Source organism: Steroidobacter agaridevorans (assembly GCF_009932555.1).
GTDB lineage: Bacteria > Pseudomonadota > Gammaproteobacteria > Steroidobacterales > Steroidobacteraceae > Steroidobacter > Steroidobacter agaridevorans.
Genome location: NZ_BLJO01000011.1, coordinates 177837 through 196702, shown reverse-complemented (window position 1 = coordinate 196702; position 18866 = coordinate 177837). Strand labels below are relative to the sequence as shown.

The following is an 18866-nucleotide window of genomic DNA, read 5'->3' as shown; positions in this document are numbered from 1 at the left end:
TAACACTGACAGGAATCTGGAAGGGCATGAAAAAATCATTGCTGCTGATCGTGGCGCTGGCGCTGAGCTCCGGCTGTGCCAAACAGGAGCCGAAGCCGGTGGCCGACGCCAACGCCGATGCTCCGGCCGCGCCCAAGGTTGAGCTGGGAGAATTCGGCTTGGACCTGACCGCCGGCAATCCTCAGATCAAGCCTGGCGACGACTTCTTCGCGTTCGCCAGCGGCAAGTGGTACGACACCTTCGAGATTCCGCCGGACCGCTCTTCCTACGGCCCGTTCCACAAGCTCAACGATCTGGCCGAAGAGCGGGTCAAGAAGCTGATCGAGCAGGCTGCGCAGGCCAATCCGGCCGCCGGCACGCCGGAGCAGAAGGTCGGCGATTACTTCGCGAGCTACATGGACGAGGCTGGCATCGAGGCGCGGGGACTCCAGCCCATCGAAGCGGATCTCGCGCGCATCCAGGCCGCGAAGACCAAGAAAGACATCGCGACGTTGTTCGGCTTGCCGGGCTTCATGTCCGCGTTCGGCGTCGGCATCTCGCCGGATAGCAAGAACCCCAGCCGCTATTCGATCGACATCGGGCAGAGCGGGCTGGGTCTGCCGGATCGCGATTACTATCTGAAAGACGACGCCAAGCTCAAAGAGCATCGCGCCAAGTACCTGGCATTCATCGAGCAGATGTTGACGCTCGGCGGCGTGCAGGATGCGGCGAAGAAGGCGCGCGGCATCATGGAATTCGAAACGGCGCTGGCCAAAGTGCAATGGCCGCTGGAAAAGCGTCGCGACGCCGAGGCGACCTACAACCCGCGCACCAAAGCTCAGCTGCTTGCTTATGCGCCGGGCTTCGAGTGGCAGGCCTTCTTCGATGCGTCCGATGTCGGCGCTCGTGAAAACTTCGTGCTCGGTCCGCTCACCGCGATCCGTGACAGCGCCAAGGTTGTCGACAAGACCTCGGTGGACACGCTGAAGGATTACCTCACGTTCCATATGCTGCGCACGAATTCGCCGTTCCTGCCGAAGCGCTTTGATCAAGCCAACTTCGCGTTCTACGGCCAGCAGCTGCGCGGTCAGCCGCAGCAGCGTGAGCGTTGGAAGCGCGGCGTCGCCATAACCAGCGACGCGCTCGGCGAGCTGGTCGGCCAGGTTTACGTCAAGGAATATTTCCCGCCCGATTCCAAGGCCAAGATGGAAGTGCTGGTCGCCAACCTGCGCGCCGCGCTGAAGGAACGACTGGCCACTTTGAGCTGGATGAGCCCGGAGACGCGCCAGCGCGCCGAGGAGAAGCTCAACACGTTCGTGGCGAAGATCGGTTATCCCGACAAGTGGAAGGACTACTCGGCGCTGGAAGTGAAGCGTGACGATGTCATCGGCAACGTGCGTCGTGCGTCGATCTGGGATTGGCACCGGCAGGTCGCGCGGCTGGATCGGCCCGTCGATCGCGACGAGTGGTTCATGAACGTCACCGACATCAACGCCTATTACAACCCGCTCAACAACGAGATCGTGTTCCCGGCCGCCATCCTGCAGCCGCCGTTCTTCGATCCGGCCGCGGACGACGCGGTGAACTATGGCGGTATCGGCGCCGTCATCGGACACGAGATCGGCCACGGCTTCGACGATCAAGGCCGCAAGTACGCGCCGGACGGCAGCCTGACCGACTGGTGGACCAAGGCCGATGCCGAGGCGTTCGGCGCCAAGACCAAGGTGCTGGTCGAGCAGTACTCAGGGTTCGACGCGCTGCCCGGCCTGAAGGTCAACGGCGCCACCTCGCTCGGCGAGAACATCGGCGACCTCGGCGGCCTGAACATGGCCTACGAGGCGTATCACAACTCGTTGCAAGGCAAGCAGGCGCCGGTGCTCGGCGGCCTGACGGGCGACCAGCGCTTCTTCCTGTCCTGGGCGCAGGTGTGGCGAACCAAGATCCGCGACGAGGCGCTGCGGGCGCAGGTGCTGTCGGATCCGCACGCTCCGCCGTATTTCCGAGTCAACGGCGCCGTGCGTAACATGGACGAATGGTATGCCGCATTCGACGTGAAGCCTGGCGAGAAGTTGTTCCTGGCGCCGGAGCAGCGAGTGAAGATCTGGTGAGGTTGCGCCCGGCGTGGATGCGCCGGGCCTGGCCCGCGGCGATGCTAGGCATCGCCGCGCTGGCCGCCTGCAGTAAAGCGCCTCCCGAACCGCCGCCGGCGCCTCCGCCGCTCAGCAAACAAGGGTTGTCGCTGTCTTCCTGGAAAGCGGCGAGCCCCGACCTGCACGATCGCCTGCTGCTCGCCAACGCCACGGCCAAGGGCGACACCGAGGCCATGGTCATGGTGGCCACCGAGGTCGGCAAGACCAAGGACGTGGCGGCCGCGATCGTCGCGCTCGGCGGCGATATTCAGACACGCTTCGACGAGGTCGGCTATCTGCGAGTGAGGCTCGCGTTGGATCGCTTCGCCGACGTCGGTGCGTTACCCAATGTGCTGATGGCCCATCTCGACGGTGGCGGTGCGCATGGCCTGTACGCCAACGATCGCGATCGGGTCCGCTATCCTTTGAGCGGCTCGTCCCCGCCTCCAACTCCCAGCCAGTCCACCGACACCTTGCTCGGCAACGACGTCGGCTCTCCCTCTGCTTCACTCTCCATCCAGATCGAATCGTTACTGACTGCCGCGGTCAGCAATGAAAACAAAGTTCTGGCGCGCGATGATGACGGCGGGCGCTTGCCGGGCGGCGGTCTCGATCTGTTCGCGCTCATGGCCAACCGCGCTTTCGAAGTTCACAGCACGCCGCTGTTATTTGCCGCCGGCGCGTTTGGCGGTGTCGAAAGTGTGACTGGCGCGTCGAGCGGGCGACGCGTGATCTCTGTTGGCGAGGTTGCAGACAATCGTGTTCCGGTGACCGCCTCGCTCGGCCCAGCTGCGGATGGCGCGTTGAAGCCCGATGTCCTTTCGCCGGGTGACTTTGCAAACGCGGCGAGCGAGGCCGAAGCGCTGATCGCCGCCGCGCGAGCCGAGAGCCTTCCTGCCGATGCGCGTCATATCGCTTGGGCGCTTCGTATGAGTGCGCGGCGAGTCGACGGTCTGCAAACGCATGAGCAGGGCTTCGGGGTCATCGATACCGCACGCGCGTTGGAGCTGCTGAAGCAGTTGCGCGATCGGAAGTTGGATTTGCCCGATATCCAAACGCGCGCGCCGGTAAAGACATATCTGTCGCGTTTCCTGCCAGAGCCCGGCGTCGGACAAGGTTTGTATGAACGCGAAGGGTGGCTGGCGCGCCAGAAGGACACGCGCAACATCACTTTGCTTCGTCAGAGCGGCGCGGACACGCCGCTGACTTATTCGCTGCAGTGGCAAGGCAACGACGGCACGTTCAAGACGACCCACGAAGAGGTGTCGCTGCCATTCAATCAGGCTGTCGAAATCCCGCTCGAGATTTCGGCGGCGGAAGTCGGCGTTCACAGCGCGCAGTTGTATCTGATCGATAAGGCGAGCGGGTTGCCGGTGCACGCGCTCATGACCACGATCGTCGCGGCGAAGCCGTTCACGGCGGCGAACAACTACCGGGTCGAGCATCGCGAGCCATCGCTGCCCGGCGCGAGCGTCAAACGATATTTCCTGGAGGTGGCGCCGAATATCGCCTCGCTGCGGCTGGATGCGGGCGTCGGTGGCGGGCAGATGCGACTGAGGCTCACCGGCGGCGAGCTCGATCAGTTGCCATCGAAGATCATTGCGCCGAATCAGCCGGCGGTGTTGCTCGTGCCGTATCCACCGCCCGGCGTGTATGAAGTCACCGTGCTGCCGACCGCTGCCGGGGCGAAAGACGTGAGCGTCGCTGCATCCATTCGCTATGTCGATTCGCAACTGGACGACAAGGTGCCGGGCGTCAACTCGACCACGTTCTGGCTGAACAATATCTACGCGCCTCTGCAGCGGAGCGAGATCGTCACCGAGGTCGGTGCGCGTCGCATGCTGAAGGATGTTGGCGGGGCGAGCGGCATGCGTGCCTACAATATCGAAGTCGAGCCCGGCAGCACGACGTTGCGAGTCGCGGCGTCTCCGCCCGACGGGCGGGCCCGCATCGGCCTTTATTTGTATGACTGCGCCAGCGGCGCGTGCAAGTTGTGGGGCAGTGAAGTCTTTACGCGACCTGTAACAAAAACCCTGGTGGTTCCGACACCGCGCGCCGGGTTGTGGCGGGTCGTCGTCGATGCCACCGCTCCCGGAACGGCATTCGAGTACACACAGATCGTGACGCATCCTCGCTTCGGCAACGGCACCGTCGCCGGTGAGAACACGGCGCGCAAGACCGGTGCGCGCTGGAATCAGAAGGTGAGCTTTCAGGTTGGCGCGGCGGCGCCCTTTGGTTACGACCTGGTAGGGGTGATGGACATCATCGATCCGGACAGCGAAGCCGACGAGCGCGCGGCGCCGTTCAGCGATTGGCAGGCCACGGGCGACGCTCGCAATCAGCCGCTGCGTCCGTTGCGACTGACGACCCAGGTGTTGCGACTGGATGTCCGGGGTACACCCGCGTCTGGATCGTGAATTGGTGAATCAAAGTACGCACGTCCATTCCTGGCGTTGCGCTACCAAGTCTCGTATAACCGGCGCAGCGATTGGAGGTAGGTATGAGTGAGTTTGCAGACGTCGGTTTGATCGGCCTCGCGGTGATGGGCGAGAACCTGGCGCTCAACATGGAGAGTCGCGGCTTTCGCGTCGCGGTCTTCAATCGCACCACTGCACGGGTCGACGATTTCATCCAGGGGCGCGCCAAGGGCAAGCGCTTCATTGGCACGCATGACTTGAAGGAATTCGTCGGGTCTTTGCAAAAGCCGCGCAAGATCGTGATGCTGGTGAAGGCCGGCGCGGCCGTCGATCAATTGATCGATCAGCTGCTGCCGCTGCTGGAGCGCGGCGACATTCTCATCGATGGCGGCAACAGCCTGTTCACGGACACGATCCGTCGCACCAAGCGTGTTGAAGAAAGCGGCATGTTGTTCGTCGGCTCCGGCGTGTCGGGCGGTGAGGAGGGCGCATTGCATGGGCCTTCACTGATGCCCGGCGGCAGCGCCGCCGCGTGGCCGCACATCAAACCGATTTTTCAAGCGATCGCCGCGCGCACTCCGGACGGCGAGCCGTGTTGCGACTGGATGGGCGAGAACGGCGCCGGCCATTTCGTGAAGATGGTCCACAACGGCATCGAGTACGGCGACATCCAGCTGATCTGCGAAACCTACGATGTGATGAAGCGCGTGTTGGGCATGAGCAATGCCGAGATGCGCGACGTGTTCGCCGAATGGAATAGCGCCGAGCTGGACAGTTATCTGATCGAGATCACGCGCGACATCCTCGGCTTCGTCGACAAGAACGGCGAAGCGACTGTCGACAAGATCCTCGATGCGGCCGGCCAGAAGGGCACGGGCAAGTGGACCGTGATCGAGTCGCTCGATGAAGGCACTCCGCTCACGCTCATCGGCGAGGCCGTGTTTGCTCGCGCGCTATCGGCGGCGAAGGAAGAGCGCGTCAATGCGTCCAAGCAACTCAAGCCGGTGGTGAGCGAGTTCAAAGGCGAGCGCAAGCAGCTCATCGACGATCTTCGCCAGGCGCTGTACGCCTCGAAGATCATCAGCTACGCGCAGGGTTATCAGCTGATGCGCGCGGCTGCGAAGACCTATCAGTGGAATCTGAACTACGGCGGCATCGCGCTGGTCTGGCGCGCGGGCTGCATCATTCGCTCGGCATTCCTGGGCGACATCAAGAAAGCTTTCCAGCGCGATCCGCAGCTGGTCAACCTGCTGCTGGATCCTTTCTTCCGGGATGCGGTGTCGACCCGCCAGGCCGGCTGGCGGCGAGCCATCGTCGCGGCGGTTCAGAGTGGCATTCCAGTGCCCTGCATGAGTGCCGCTTTGTCGTATTTCGACGGCTATCGCGCGGAGCGGTTGCCGGCGAACCTGTTGCAAGCCCAGCGGGATTTCTTCGGCGCGCACACCTACGAGCGCATCGATCAGCCGCGCGGCCAGTTCTTCCATACGGATTGGACCGGGCACGGCGGTGCTACGACATCGCGTTCCTATAGCGCTTAGTGTCGTTGCTTCCCAGTCATCGAAAAAAATACGGCGGGCGATATGTGTTGAATATCGCCCGCCGATCGGACAGGGTGGCGGTGTCACTCCTCCCAGTGTGACAGTTGAAGGAGAACACCGCCGGCAACGGATCTGCTGGGTGTCGGCGCGCCGCGGACCACAAAGCTCGTGACGGTGAGCTTTGACTCCGCGGCGTCCGTTTTTGTTTCTTAGAACTCCTGCCAGCTCGAATCGTCGCCGCTCGCTTTGGCCATGGGCGCCGCGGCCGCAGTCGGACGGCGGCTGATCGGCTTCGCAGCCTTGCGCGTCGGCATCGGGCGCACGGTCGCGCGCGGAGCGGAAGAAACATTCGACGTGAACGAAACCGGCGCCGCAGACTGGTAGCCGCTGCCGTTCGTGTTCGAGAAGAACGACACCTTCTCAACCAGCGCCTGCGCCTGTTGTTCCATCGTCTTGCTCGCAGCCGCCGCTTCTTCGACCAGCGCCGCATTCTGCTGCGTCGTCGTGTCCATCTGCGTGATCGCGGTGTTCACCTGATCGATGCCGCTGGCCTGCTCTTCGCTGGCCGCCGAAATTTCCGCCACGATGTCGGCGACGCGTTTGACGCTGGCAACGATTTCGGTGAGCGATTTACCCGATTCGTCCACCAGCTGCGTGCCGGCCTGGACCTTGGCGACCGAGTCGTTGATCAGATCTTTGATCTCCTTGGCAGCGGTGGCGCTGCGCTGTGCGAGGTTGCGCACTTCGCTCGCAACGACCGCGAAGCCGCGGCCCTGTTCGCCGGCGCGCGCCGCTTCCACTGCAGCGTTCAGCGCGAGCAGGTTTGTCTGGAACGCGATCTCATCGATCACGTCGATGATGTCGGCAATGCGCTTGCTGGAGTCGCTGATCTCGCTCATCGCGCCGACTGCGCGGCTTACTACGGAACCGCCGCGATCGGCCTGCTCGCGCGCACCCACGGCGAGCTGGGTCGCCTGACGGGCGTTATCGGCGTTCTGCTTCACGGTCGCCGTCATTTCTTCCATGGACGAGGCAGTCTCTTCGAGCGCGGAAGCTTGTTCCTGCGTGCGCTGGCTGAGATCGTCGTTGCCACTGGAGATCTGGCGCGCAGCCGAGCCGACCGAGTCGGCGCCAAGTCGCACCGAGCCCACGATGTCGTTCAGCTTGTTGTCCATGTCCTGCATGGCGCGCAACAGGCGGGCGAATTCATCGGTGCCCGTGATTTCGATCCGGTTGCCGAGCTTGCCGCTGGCGATCTGCTCGGCGGTGCTCACCGCCGTGTTCAGCGAGCTCATCATCGAGCGGATCAACATCATGCCGAGCACGGCGGCGATCGCGCCCGCAATCAGCATCGACGCCCACGAAATCATCGTGGCTCTGCTGTAAGCGGCCGCGTTCGCCTCGTTGCTCTTGCTGGCCACCTGGTCCTGGAAGTCGGCCAGTTTGTCGGTGGCGTCGATCAATCCCTGGATGGCGGGGCGTAGCTCATGCGTACGCAAGCGGCGTGCTTCATCGATCGCGCCGGCCTGGATCTTCGCTACGACCGCGTCGCGGGCCGCGCGGTACTCTTCGGTCTGCTTCTGCAAAGTCGCCGCCAGGCTGAGTTCTTCCTGGCCCGCCGGCAGCGTCGTGTATTTCGTCCAGCTCGCGTCGATGATCTGGGTGTTCTGGTCCTGCCGGTTGCGATAATCCGCGAGCGACTCCGCGGTCCCCATCATCAGCGCGACGTCGAGCGCGCGAATGTTGTCACGGCGTAGCGCGCCGATCTTGTTCAACAGCGCGGCCGACTGAAACTGATTGCCGTACATTTCATCCATTCGGGCGTTGGACTGCTGCAGGCTGTTCAGACCCAGCAGGCCGACGCCGAACATGGCCAGCGCCAGCACGCTTAGCGTCATCATCAGACGCGCCTTGACGCTGAGGTGGGACATACTCATTTTCGATACCTCGACATGAATTCGTCGCCACGAAACGTGGCGCTACATGGCTCGCATCGGCGCGCTATGCACCATCTGAATGCGAGTTTTGCGAATTCAGGCCGGGCCTCATCGGTCGATGAGCGCGGCTGCGTAGGACTATTGCTTAATCATCGGCTGGCTGGGCGGCGGCGGGCGCAGCCGATCGCGCTTCTGACCGAATTGCATTTCGATGGCGATGCCGATTTCGGGACTGGGTTCACGTTCTTCGCTGAGCTTCCGGCGTGGCCAGGAAACGCCGCCGCGTAGCTCGAGGATCAGCCACTCGGGCGTGAGTTGACGGCGCATGATCAGGCGTGCGGCCGTGCGCGTCATCTGGACTTCGTTGTCGGTCTCGCCTTCGACCTGCGCCTGCCACGCGAGGCCGGTGCGCTGGCCGACGCTTTGAAACAAAGTCAATTGCGAGTACCACTCCAGGCCGATCGTCTCCTCGGTGAACTTGCCGAGGTTGCTCCAACGCAGCAGGAAACGATCGGAGATCACGCGATCGAGATTGATGCGCGTGGTCGTGCCGAAGCCTTCGGTGTTCTGCCAGAACACGGTCTCGCGCGCGCTGAAGACATATCGCTCGGCGAAGGACCGCACGATTTCATATCGAGCGCGCGCATAAGGGTCGAGCGGCAGGTCGATGCGAACACCGACGCCTGCATCGAAATCGTTGCCGGTGCGCTCGGGGCTGGAATATCCCAAGCCGACCAGCACGCTTTCGTCTTCGAGCGTGCCGAACTGACGGGTCGGCAACGCGTCGAAGTCGCCTTCGGTGTCGCTGATGTAATCCTCTTCGCCGACGCGGCCGGCGAATGCGGAGATGCGTTCGTCCCATTGCGGCAATTGCAGGCGCGCCCGGAAGCGCAGTCGTGGATCGAAGCCGTCGTACTCGCTCCACAGCAGGCCGGTCGTCACGGTGCCGTAGGTTGCGTGATATTCGTCGCGGTAGATCTGATTGCCGAACAAACCATCGAGCCACGCGGACGATGCGCAGGCACCGACCGTGAGGCTGCGACGCACGCGCTGTAGGACGCCGACATCGCCCGCGGGCGGCTGTGCGCAGATCTCCATCGGCCCCGTTTCGTCTTTTTTATCTTGCGGCGGCCCTGCGGCTGCGGGATCTTCGGTGTGCGGCTCGCGTTCCAGCGTGGCCGGCTCGGCTTCGTCCTGTTGCAGGACCGGGTCGCGCAACGGACCTTGATTCACATCCTGCTCGTTGGGCTCGGGCTTGTCGCCCGGCTGCTCGGGTTGCTCCGGCGCGTCGTCTGGGATATCGGGTTCGGGCTGAACAGGTTCATCCTGCGGGGGCGGCGGCTCGGCGCCGGGCTCGGGCGTTTGCGCGAGGGCCGGGGTGCTCCGGATCAGGAGCCACAACAGCGCCAGCGCTATCGCCAGGGGCGATAACCACCGCTGTGGAACTGCATTGAGTCTTGGCGCATCCGCACCCATATGTCCTGTTTTTGCCGGTAGCCTCGGGGAAATCAACGCAATCGCATTGCCGGAGTTCCTTGTGGGCCCGCAGGTCCGTTTATCATGCCCAGTCTTGTTCGTCGCTCGAGGGTATCGCCCATGAGGTATCTGCACACTATGGTGCGCGTCACGGATCTGACCGCTTCCCTGCGCTTTTACTGCGAGGCGCTGGGATTGCGCGAAATCCGCCGCATCGATAACGAGAAGGGGCGCTTCACCCTGGTGTTCCTGGCGGCGCCTGGCGACGAGCACGCCCAGGTCGAGCTGACCTACAACTGGGACCCGGAAAACTACGGGATCGGGCGTGCTTTCGGTCATCTGGCGTATGAAGTCGACGACATCTACGCGGCCTGCCAGCGCCTGATCGATCATGGCGTGACCATCAACCGTCCGCCGCGCGACGGCCGCATGGCGTTCGTGCGCTCACCTGACAATATCTCGGTCGAGCTGTTGCAGCGGGGCGGCTCGCTCGAGCCGCGCGAGCCCTGGAAGTCCATGGGCAACACCGGCGAGTGGTAGAATCCGCGTCCGGCCAAGATTGCATGCTCCAAGGAGTCCGTTCCATGTCCGCCCCCATCTTCAACGCCGACCGAGAAGAGAAGCAGCCCGAGAAGACCGACCGTCCGGAGACGCTGGCGGAGCAGCTGTCGTTCAAGTCGCGTTTCGTGCTGGTGTTCGGCGAGATCAATCACACGGTCGCGCGCGGCGTGTGCGAAAGGTTGATCGCGTTGTCGCAGCAATCGGATGCACCGATCCGCGTGCTCATTTCGTCGCCCGGCGGCCACGTCGAATCCGGCGACGCCATTCACGACATGATTCGTTTCATCAATGCGCCGGTCATCACCATCGGCACGGGCTGGGTGGCCAGCGCCGGCACGCATATTTTCCTGGCGGCGGAAAAGCAGAACCGCGTGTGCCTGCCGAACACGCGCTTCATGATCCATCAGCCGGCCGGCGGCGCGGGCGGTCCTGCGGCCGACATCGCCATTCAGGCCAAGGAAATCCTGCGTACACGCGAGCGCATCGCGCGCACCATCGCGAAGCAGACCGGCCGGCCGTACGAGAAGGTCGTGGTCGATCTCGAACGTGACTTCTGGATGAGCGCCAACGAAGCCATCGATTACGGCATCGTGTCGCGCGTGGTCGAGTCGTACAAAGATCTCGCCTGACCGAGACACTCCTTCACCTGCGCCCGGAACCATTGCGAAGCCGGGTCCTCGTCGACGTTGGAGTGCCAGTACAGGAAGGACTCCAACGGCGGCACTTCGGCAGGAAAGGGCAACAGCTGATTGCCGGTTGCCCGATTGACGATCACTGCCTGGCTGCGAGTCATCGTAGCCAGCAGGTCCGACCGACTCACCACCTGACTCGCGGCCGCATGATGCTGACAGCGCATCTTGATGTGCCGTGACATTCCCAATCGCGCCAACGCGCCGTCCTCATAGCCGCCGCCCCGGCGCCGGCCGGTAATCAGAATGTGCGACAGGGACGTATACGTCTCGATGTCCAGTTTTCCTTGCACAACCGGATGATCGGCGCGCGCCAGCACCACTAGCGGCTCGGCGCCGATGCGCTCGCGGCGTACGTCATTCGATAGCGGCAAAGCCACGTCGATCGCCAGGTCGATCTCGCCGCTTTGCAAATCTTCTTCGAGATCGCGGCGGTCGATGCGCACCGAGGCGATGTCGATGTGCGAGGCTTCGGCGCCGATGCGGCTCATCAGCGCAGGCAGGAAGGTCAGCTCGTGCGATTCGCGGGCGGCAATGGTGAAACAGCGTTGCGCCGTGCCGGGCTCGAAGTGGCCGACGCGCTGGAGCATTTGTTCCAGGTTGCCGAGCGAGCTGGCGATGCTGTCCGCCAGCGAGCGGGCCAGCGGCGTGGGGATCATCTCGTGCCCCCGGCGTTCGAACAGCGGATCGTTCAGCAGCTCGCGCAGGCGGCCGAGCGCATGGCTGACCGCGGGTTGGGACAAGTGCAGACGCCGGCTGGCCGGCGTGATGCCGCCCTCGCGGTAGATCGCGTCGAACACGGTAAACAGGTTGAGATCGATCCTGGACAGTTGCATAGCGCCTCCGGCGCCCCTGGTCTGGCGCTATTGTCCGGCCATATTCTCCGGTATGAGGGGCACTATGCATACCGCTGATCCAGCTGCATTCAGACAATGCATTGGCGCCCCGGCCGGGCCAGGCGGCAAGTTAGCGCATCGACCGATTCAAGCAACCCTCGAGGGGAGACGAGCATGGATTTCGAATACAGCCCACGCGTGCGCGAACTGCAGGCGCGCCTGCTGAAGTTCTTCGATGAGCACATCTATCCGAACGAAAAGGTCTACGAGAACGAAGTGGCGCAGAACCGCCGCAACGGCGATGCGTTCATTCCGACCGGGATCATCGAGGAGTTGAAGGTCAAAGCGCGGGCCGCCGGCCTGTGGAACCTGTTCCTGCCGCATTCGCCGCGAGCGCCGGAAGGCTTGTCGAATCTGGAATACGCGCCCCTGTGCGAAATCATGGGCCGCGTGCCCTGGGCGCCGGAAGTGTTCAATTGCGCCGCGCCGGATACCGGCAACATGGAGACGATCGAGCGCTATGGCACTGAGGCTCACAAGGATAAGTGGCTGGCGCCTTTGCTCAAGGGAGAGATCCGCTCGGCGTTTCTCATGACGGAGCCGGCGGTGGCGTCGTCGGATGCGACCAACATCGAATGCAGCATTCGCCGCGAGGGCGACGAGTATGTGATCAACGGCCGCAAGTGGTGGTCGAGCGGCGCGAACGATCCCCGCTGCAAGCTCTACATCGTCATGGGCAAGACCAATCCCGAGGCGGGCAAACATCAGCAACAGTCGATGATTCTGGTGCCGGCGGATGCCAAGGGCGTGACGGTGATGCGTCATCTGCCGGTGTTCGGGTACGACGATGCGCCTCACGGTCACGCGGAAGTCGATCTCAAAGATGTGCGTGTGCCGGCGTCGAACATCTTGCTCGGCGAGGGACGGGGCTTTGAAATCGCGCAGGGTCGCTTGGGGCCGGGGCGCATTCATCATTGCATGCGGTCGATCGGCGTCGCGGAGCGGGCGATCGAGTTGATGTGCAAGCGGTTGAGCTCGCGTGTGGCGTTTGGAAAGCCGGTGTCGGCGCAGTCGGTGTGGCACGAGCGCATCGCGGACGCACGTTGCATGATCGATCAGGCGCGGCTTTTGGTGCTGCGTGCGGCGTACATGATGGACACGGTTGGGAATAAGGTCGCGAAGCAGGAGATTGCGCTGATCAAGGTCGTTGTTCCCAACATGACGCTGCAGGTGTTGGATTGGGCGATTCAGGCGCACGGCGCGGGCGGTGTGTCGAATGACTTCCCGCTGGCGAAGTTGTGGGCGGGGCAGAGGACGCTGCGCCTGGCTGACGGACCGGATGAGGTTCACCGGAACGCGATCGCCAAGTTGGAGTTGGCGCGGCATGTCCCGAGGCCGGGAGCTGAGGTGGAGATGCCGGTTACTCGCGGGAGTTGACCGGCGGTTTCGCCACCGCTGCAACCTTAGGCAGCGGTGGCACGTCTCAAGCAACGAGAGCGCCGGATTGGCGGCGCCGTTGAAGGAGATGGCAATGTCTTTCGTGCTGGTAGTGCTCGTCTGGTGCGTGCTGTTCGTGGTTGCCTGGCCGCTGGCGCTGCTCGCCATTTTCCTGCTGCCGCTCCTGTGGCTGCTGTCGCTGCCGTTCCGGGCGGTGGCGGTGGTTTTGGAGGCGTTGTTGGCCTTCATCAAAGCCGTGCTGTTCCTGCCGGCTCGCCTGTTGGGCTATCGGGGCTGACGCTCTATCTCGCGGCGAGGATCGTCCGTTTGATCACGGTTTCGAGCACAGGCACTTTGTAAGCGTTCTTCGCCAGCGGCGTCGCGCCGTGCACCGCCGCCGCTGCGGCTTCGCTGGCGGAGCGGTCGTCGAGGGGGCGGCTGATCAATATTTCCTCGGCGTCCACGGCTCGCCGTGGGACCGGCGCCACCCAGCCTAGAACGATTTTCGCGCTCGCTACCGTATCGCCATTCATCTGCAGCACGACGGCAACGTCACAAATCGGCCAGTCGTAACTGTCTCGCTCGGTTTGCTTGTGATACGCGCAACGCGTGGCCGGGTGAATCGGTGGCACGCTGATGTGAGTCAGGATCTCGCCATCGGCGATGATGGTGTCACGATCCCGCTTCATCGACGGCGGCAGCAGGAAGTCCTTCAGCTCAACGCTCCGTGAGGAGCCTTTCCCTAATGTGAGATGAACGCTCGCGTCGTAAGCAAGCAGCGGCGTGGCCAGCGTCGACGCGTGAACCATCACTGTTTGCTGGTTCTCGAAGATCGCGTGATGCTGATGCTCGCTATGGTCCGGATCGGCGACGCGATGGAAATGCTCGTTGCGGAAATACCAGCAGCGCGGCCGTTGCAGCAGATTGCCGCCGATGGTCGCGGCGTTTCTCACCTGGGGCGTGGCGGCGTGAGCTGCCGCTTCGGCCAAGGCTCGGTAGTGCGATCGAATTCCAGCGTGGCGTTCGATCTGAGCCAGAGTCGCCAGGGCGCCCAGCTGCATCCCTGAGTTATCGAGTTTCACATCGCCGAGCGAGCGAATCGCTTTGAGATTCACGACGCGCGTCGGCTGGACGATGCCTTCCTTCATCAGGTCGAGCACATCCATGCCGCCCGCTTTGGCAATCACCGGCGCGTTCGCCGTCGTTGCAGCCAGCAGTGTGGCCGCTTCATCGATCGACTGCGCATCCACCCACTCGAAGCTTCGCATGATCACTCCGCCCGCAAAGCCGCGAGGACGTTCGCGGGTGTCATGGGCAACGTATAGATGCGCTTGCCCGTGGCGTTGAAGAACGCGTTGGCGATCGCGGCCGCCGTTGCAACATTTGCGGGCTCTGCGACGCCGCGGGCGTCGGTGGAAGACTGTCCGCCGAGCAGTTCGATCAAATGCACTTCGATCTGCGGCGTCTCGCGAGAGCCGACGATCTTGTATTGGTCGATGTTTGCGTTGAGCTGCACGCCGGTGGCGGCGTCGAGGCGGCGGTCTTCGTACAGCGCGTAACTCACGCCCTGAGTCACACCGCCGAGAATCTGGCTCTCGACCAGCTTGGGATTGATGGGCCGGCCGCAATCGTGCACGGCGACGACGCGCTCGACCTTGACCGCGCCGGTCTGGGTATCGACGCAGACCTCGGCGAACTGCACGCCGCCGATGGCGTGCGGGCTGATATTCAGCTCGCCGGCCTTGCGGGCGTAACCTTCGTAGTCGTCGCGGCGATCGGCTCGATGCACGAGCGTCTCGATGCCGGCGCGCCGTAATGCTTCGGCGAAACCGAGCGAGGTTTTCGAATCGCCGCGACGTTCGATGCGGCCGTTCTTGAAGATGAGTTCGTCAGGCGGTGCTTTCAGCAGCGGCGCCACTCGCGAGGCAATGTCACGAGCCGCTGCATGAGCTGCATTACGCGCGGCGGGCGTCAGCGAGCTGGTGACGCGACTGCCGCCGGAGGGCGGGCCGGGAGGAAAGCGCGAGTCGCCCACATGAACTCGCACATCTTCCGCTCGGAGTCCCAATTCTTCGGCGACGACTTGAGCAAACACAGTTCGCGTGCCCGTGCCGATGTCCTGCGTGCCGCAGAAGGCTTCGACCGTGCCATCGCCTGCGATGCGTATCTCACAAGTGGTGTAGCTGTTCACAATGTACGGCCACATGGACTGCGCCATGCCGATGCCGCGCTTGATCGGTCCTGCATCGCTGCCCGGCGCACGTCGACGCGACCAACCGATCTTTTCCGCACCGATGCGACGCTCCGCCGCTCGAGCGCGGACGTCGTCGGCATCGCGCGTGTCGATCTTGTCTCGCATGGCAACCGGGTCGATGCCGAGGCGGGCGGCGACGGCGTCAATCGCCTGCTCGAACGCAAATATTCCTTGTGTCTGACCGGGACCGCGGAATGCAGCGCAGGGACCGGCGTTCGTGAAAACATCGTAGTGCTCGATGCTTACATTCGGGCACGGATACATGCTGTGATGACACATGCCGACGCCGGCGCCAGCGGCGACGCCGCCAGTGCCGAAGCTGTGCAGCTCGATGGCCGTCAGCGAGCCGTCGCGTTTGGCACCGATCTTCAGACGTTGCAGGGTGCTCGGACGATTGCCGACCGATACATGTTCTTCGCGTCGATCCAGCACCAGGCGAACGGGAGCACGTGCCTTGCGCGACAGGTGAATGGCAAGCGTGCCGTAGTTGCCGATGCCATATTTCGCGCCGAACCCACCGCCGGTGTAATCGCTGATGGCGCGGATCTTTTCCTTCGGCAGCTTGAATATCTCAGCAGCCTCATCGCGCACGCTCATGACGTGCTGGGTCGATGCGTAGATCGTCAACTCTTCGTCGCGCCAATCGGCGACGACACCATGAGGTTCGAGCGGCGTGTGAGTCTGAACCTGAGTGCGATATTCGCCTTCGACGACGACATCGGCTTCTTTGAAGCCGCGCTCGATCTCACCGCGTGAGCCGCCTTTGCTTGGGCCGCGCAGGTTGCCTTTCTGCGGCAATCCTTTCGCCGCGCCGCCGCCACCAGCTGTCGCTTGCTGCTCGGTGGGGCCAGGAAATACCGGAGGAGAGCCCGGGTCGATCGCGGCCTCGAACTCCGTGACATGAGGCATGGGCTCATATTCGACTCGAATCAATGCGAGCGCCGCTTCCGCGGCTCGCGCCGATGTCGCAGCGACGGCCGCGATCGGCTGCCCAGTGAAGCGCACGATGGGATAGGGCTCCCTCGCTTCGTCACCGGGATCGCGCAGTTCGGCAGCCATCAGCAAGCGGTCGAGCACATGAACGGCGCGGACACCGGGATGCTTTTCCGCCCGCGAGGTATCGATTGATTTGATACGAGCGTGCGGCAGCGTGCTGTTCAGTGTCCGCGCGTACAACATTCCCGGCAGCTGCACGTCGAATGTGTAGCGTGCCCGGCCCGTGACCTTGTCCAGCGCATCCATGCGTGGCACATCTTTGCCGACAACCTGCAGCTCCGCGTTTGCAGGCCACGGAGGCGGCTCGCCTTGCGGGACTTTGCGAGTGACCTGTTTGACGGCTGCGCCGACGATGCCGGCGGACAGCGAGCGCTGTTCGAAAGCGTCGGCGCTCATTTCGCCTGGCCTTTGCGGCTGGCGGCTGCGGCGGCCAGCGTGGCCTTGAAGATGTTCGGATAGGTTCCGCAGCGGCACAGATGACCGGAGATGGCGGTCTTCACATCGTCCAGCGTGCAATCGGGATTCCGGTTCACGAGCTGCGCGCAGCTCATCACCATGCCGGGCGTGCAGAAGCCGCACTGGAGCGCGTCGTGGTCGATGAAGGCCTGCTGCACTGGATGCAGTTCGCCTTCACGGCTCAAGCCTTCGATGGTGGTGATATTGCGTTCGCGCGCATCGAGCGCGAGCGTCATGCAGCTGGCCGCGACCTCGCCATCGATCCATACCGTGCACGCCGAACAGGCGCCTCGATCGCAGCCGATCTTGGTGCCGGTGAGGCCCAGCGCGTCGCGCAGGAATTCCACCAGCGTGGTGGCGGGATCGGCGAGCGCGGTGCGCACTTCACCGTTGACGAGCAAGGACAAGGGCTGCGGCTCGGGACCGAACGTCCCGAGTTGTTCGCGGCCAGGCGGGTGCTGAGTAGCGACGCTCATGAGAGCCTCCGTCGAAGTCCGATCCTTCGGCGCCAGGTCCCTAGCGTGATAAAACGGCAACGCTCCGATGCGGGTCGAGTTCCGTTGGATCAGCGCGTGATCGTTCGTTCTCTCAGCGAGGCGTTGATCTCTTCCAGGTCGGCCCGGTCGAGCGTGCCGGTCGAGAACTGCAGCTGTAATACATTCAGGATGTAGTCGTATCGGCTGCGTGCGTAGTTGGTCTGCGCCTCGAACAACCTACGGCGCGCATCGAGCACGTCGACGGTGGTGCGAGTTCCTACTTCGAAGCCCGCCTCGGTGGCTTGCAGCGCCGTGCGGCTGGATTCCAGCGCCTGACGGAGCGCGCGAACGCGTGAGATCTCGCTCAGCACGCCGAGATAAGCGTCGCGAGCGGAGCGTTCGGTTTCGCGATTGGCCCGCTCCAGGCGCTCGCGAGCGGCACGATGCAGATAAACCTGCTGACGGACGCGCGAGGAGGTGGCGCCACCGGAGTAGATCGGGATGGTGACCTGAATGCCGATCGAATCCGTCGTCTGCGTTTGATCCGCCGGCGCGCGCGACACGCCGGCTTCATTACGGCCGATCTGATCGCCGGTGTAATCCTGATCGCCACGGCTCGCGACGAGGTCGATGGCGGGCAGGTGGCCGGAGCGCGCGACGCGCACATCCTGTTTGGCGATGTCGGTTGCCAGCCGCGCCGAGATGACCGCGAGATTCTGTTCCAGCGCCTGGCTCACCCACTGCTCTTCATTCTCGGGATTGGGAGTCTTCAGCGGCATGTCATCCACTGGCGTCGCCAATGTATCGAACGATTCGCCGGTCAGTTCACGCAACAGCTCGCGAGCCGTCGCCAGCGTGCGCTTGGCTGCGATCACGGCGGCGGCCGCCTGGTCGTGGGCGGCCTTGGCTTCCTGAACGTCGGTGATGGCGATCAAGCCGACTTCGAAGCGCTTGTTCGCTTGCTCGAGCTGACGTGAGAACGCTTCCAACGCTGCTTCGGCGGCGTCGACCGTGTCCTGCGCGGCCAGCACATCGAAATAGCGCACCGAGGTGCGCTGAATCAGATCCTGCTGGGCGAACATATAATCCGCCTCGGCCTGTGCCACTTCCGCATCGGCACGCTTCAATGTCATCCACTGATCCCAGCGGAACAGGCTCTGGCGCAGCGTGATGTCATATTGTTTGGCGGTGATGTCGGAGGTGCTGGTGATGTCGATCGGCACCAGCGGGCTGAGCGGATTGGACGGGTCGCTGCGGGTCAGCGTGGTACGGCCGCTGTCTTCGTCGAACTTGCTGTACGAGCCGCCGACTTCGACCTGCGGCAGCAACGCCGCCAGCGCTTGCGGCTTGGATTCGCGGCTCGCCAGACGGTTCGCGTCGGCCTCGCGGATCTGCGGATCGTTCTGCAAGGCGCGTTGATAAACAGTGAGCAGGTCGGCGGCATCGGCCGCCGCCGAAGCCAATATCAGACTGCAAGCGGCGACGATGAGCGGAGCGCGTACTTTCATCTTGTTCGTTCCAGTCCCAGTTGCGTTCGCCGGATGATGACACGCTGGCGAATTAATTTATGTCTAGACCACGCGCGCCGGACGAGCTTAACCATTCATGCCACAGACCCGGCGCGTTCAGCCACCGTCCATGGGTGCTACATAGAGCTGCCAGGTCAGTGATGCGGCTTGAGACGC

General features: G+C 63.4%; 14 protein-coding genes. 7 read left to right on the top strand and 7 right to left on the bottom strand.

The genetic code is table 11. The annotated features are described in order from the left end of the window. Nucleotides 1-26 precede the first annotated feature (26 nt). The 3 genes from GYH35_RS32215 to gnd all read left to right on the top strand — a co-directional run bounded on the left by GYH35_RS32215 (nt 27) and on the right by gnd (nt 6063). The gene (locus GYH35_RS32215; protein WP_161830507.1) at nt 27-2087 is read left to right on the top strand and encodes a M13 family metallopeptidase; all 2061 of its coding nucleotides are present in this window, start codon (nt 27-29) and stop codon (nt 2085-2087) included. Beyond that, the gene (locus tag GYH35_RS32210) at nt 2084-4525 is read left to right on the top strand and encodes a hypothetical protein (RefSeq protein ID WP_161830506.1); all 2442 of its coding nucleotides are present in this window, start codon (nt 2084-2086) and stop codon (nt 4523-4525) included. Before GYH35_RS32215 ends, GYH35_RS32210 begins: the two co-directional genes overlap by 4 nt. 83 nt (nt 4526-4608) lie before the next feature. Continuing rightward, on the top strand, nt 4609-6063 hold the full coding sequence (gene gnd, locus GYH35_RS32205; protein WP_161815639.1) for a decarboxylating NADP(+)-dependent phosphogluconate dehydrogenase: 1455 nt from the start codon (nt 4609-4611) through the stop codon (nt 6061-6063). Between the two features lie 209 nt (nt 6064-6272). On the opposite strand, the gene GYH35_RS35290 is transcribed toward gnd, so the two are convergent. Together GYH35_RS35290 and GYH35_RS32195 are read right to left on the bottom strand one after the other, a co-directional pair. Next, nucleotides 6273-8000: a methyl-accepting chemotaxis protein gene (locus GYH35_RS35290; protein WP_161830505.1), complete on the bottom strand. Its 1728-nt coding sequence runs from the start codon at nt 7998-8000 to the stop codon at nt 6273-6275. A 138-nt stretch (nt 8001-8138) separates the two neighbouring features. Further along, on the bottom strand, nt 8139-9476 hold the full coding sequence (locus tag GYH35_RS32195) for a hypothetical protein (protein ID WP_161815637.1): 1338 nt from the start codon (nt 9474-9476) through the stop codon (nt 8139-8141). Nucleotides 9477-9596: 120 nt separating this feature from the next. On the opposite strand from GYH35_RS32195, the gene GYH35_RS32190 reads away from it, so the two are divergent. Together GYH35_RS32190 and GYH35_RS32185 are read left to right on the top strand one after the other, a co-directional pair. Beyond that, complete coding sequence (locus GYH35_RS32190) at nt 9597-10016, top strand: VOC family protein (RefSeq protein WP_161815636.1); 420 nt, start codon at nt 9597-9599, stop codon at nt 10014-10016. A 44-nt stretch (nt 10017-10060) separates the two neighbouring features. Next, complete coding sequence (locus GYH35_RS32185; protein WP_161815635.1) at nt 10061-10666, top strand: ATP-dependent Clp protease proteolytic subunit; 606 nt, start codon at nt 10061-10063, stop codon at nt 10664-10666. Here the strand turns inward: GYH35_RS32185 and GYH35_RS32180 are convergent. Next, nucleotides 10618-11562 carry a LysR family transcriptional regulator gene (locus GYH35_RS32180; protein WP_161815634.1) on the bottom strand — a complete coding sequence of 315 codons (945 nt, stop codon included), beginning with the start codon at nt 11560-11562 and terminating at the stop codon, nt 10618-10620. The two genes, GYH35_RS32185 and GYH35_RS32180, sit on opposite strands and share 49 nt — an antisense overlap. A gap of 174 nt (nt 11563-11736) precedes the next feature. On the opposite strand from GYH35_RS32180, the gene GYH35_RS32175 reads away from it, so the two are divergent. Together GYH35_RS32175 and GYH35_RS32170 are read left to right on the top strand one after the other, a co-directional pair. Further along, nucleotides 11737-12999, top strand: a complete 1263-nt coding sequence (locus GYH35_RS32175; protein WP_161815633.1) for an acyl-CoA dehydrogenase family protein — start codon at nt 11737-11739, stop codon at nt 12997-12999. A 94-nt stretch (nt 13000-13093) separates the two neighbouring features. Beyond that, nucleotides 13094-13297 carry a hypothetical protein gene (locus tag GYH35_RS32170; protein ID WP_161815632.1) on the top strand — a complete coding sequence of 68 codons (204 nt, stop codon included), beginning with the start codon at nt 13094-13096 and terminating at the stop codon, nt 13295-13297. A gap of 4 nt (nt 13298-13301) precedes the next feature. Here the strand turns inward: GYH35_RS32170 and GYH35_RS32165 are convergent, their stop codons facing one another. From GYH35_RS32165 to GYH35_RS32150, 4 genes are all read right to left on the bottom strand, one after another. After that, nucleotides 13302-14267: an FAD binding domain-containing protein gene (locus tag GYH35_RS32165; RefSeq protein ID WP_161830504.1), complete on the bottom strand. Its 966-nt coding sequence runs from the start codon at nt 14265-14267 to the stop codon at nt 13302-13304. 2 nt (nt 14268-14269) lie between these two features. Then, nucleotides 14270-16645, bottom strand: a complete 2376-nt coding sequence (locus GYH35_RS32160; protein ID WP_161830503.1) for a xanthine dehydrogenase family protein molybdopterin-binding subunit — start codon at nt 16643-16645, stop codon at nt 14270-14272. Further along, nucleotides 16642-17181 (bottom strand): (2Fe-2S)-binding protein, encoded by a 540-nt coding sequence (locus GYH35_RS32155; RefSeq protein ID WP_161830502.1) that lies wholly within the window; start codon nt 17179-17181, stop codon nt 16642-16644. Before GYH35_RS32155 ends, GYH35_RS32160 begins: the two co-directional genes overlap by 4 nt. Nucleotides 17182-17270: 89 nt before the next feature. Continuing rightward, nucleotides 17271-18689: a TolC family outer membrane protein gene (locus tag GYH35_RS32150; RefSeq protein WP_161815628.1), complete on the bottom strand. Its 1419-nt coding sequence runs from the start codon at nt 18687-18689 to the stop codon at nt 17271-17273. Nucleotides 18690-18866 lie beyond the last annotated feature (177 nt).

Coding starts and splice junctions, on each gene's coding strand:
- GYH35_RS32150 (WP_161815628.1), bottom strand. CDS start 18,689: ATGAAAGTACGCGCTCCGCTCATCGTCGCCGCTTGCAGTCTGATATTG.
- GYH35_RS32165 (WP_161830504.1), bottom strand. CDS start 14,267: ATGCGAAGCTTCGAGTGGGTGGATGCGCAGTCGATCGATGAAGCGGCC.
- GYH35_RS32175 (WP_161815633.1), top strand. CDS start 11,737: ATGGATTTCGAATACAGCCCACGCGTGCGCGAACTGCAGGCGCGCCTG.
- GYH35_RS32215 (WP_161830507.1), top strand. CDS start 27: ATGAAAAAATCATTGCTGCTGATCGTGGCGCTGGCGCTGAGCTCCGGC.
- GYH35_RS32180 (WP_161815634.1), bottom strand. CDS start 11,562: ATGCAACTGTCCAGGATCGATCTCAACCTGTTTACCGTGTTCGACGCG.
- GYH35_RS32155 (WP_161830502.1), bottom strand. CDS start 17,181: ATGAGCGTCGCTACTCAGCACCCGCCTGGCCGCGAACAACTCGGGACG.
- GYH35_RS32185 (WP_161815635.1), top strand. CDS start 10,061: ATGTCCGCCCCCATCTTCAACGCCGACCGAGAAGAGAAGCAGCCCGAG.
- GYH35_RS35290 (WP_161830505.1), bottom strand. CDS start 8,000: ATGAGTATGTCCCACCTCAGCGTCAAGGCGCGTCTGATGATGACGCTA.
- GYH35_RS32190 (WP_161815636.1), top strand. CDS start 9,597: ATGAGGTATCTGCACACTATGGTGCGCGTCACGGATCTGACCGCTTCC.
- GYH35_RS32195 (WP_161815637.1), bottom strand. CDS start 9,476: ATGGGTGCGGATGCGCCAAGACTCAATGCAGTTCCACAGCGGTGGTTA.
- gnd (WP_161815639.1), top strand. CDS start 4,609: ATGAGTGAGTTTGCAGACGTCGGTTTGATCGGCCTCGCGGTGATGGGC.
- GYH35_RS32160 (WP_161830503.1), bottom strand. CDS start 16,645: ATGAGCGCCGACGCTTTCGAACAGCGCTCGCTGTCCGCCGGCATCGTC.
- GYH35_RS32170 (WP_161815632.1), top strand. CDS start 13,094: ATGTCTTTCGTGCTGGTAGTGCTCGTCTGGTGCGTGCTGTTCGTGGTT.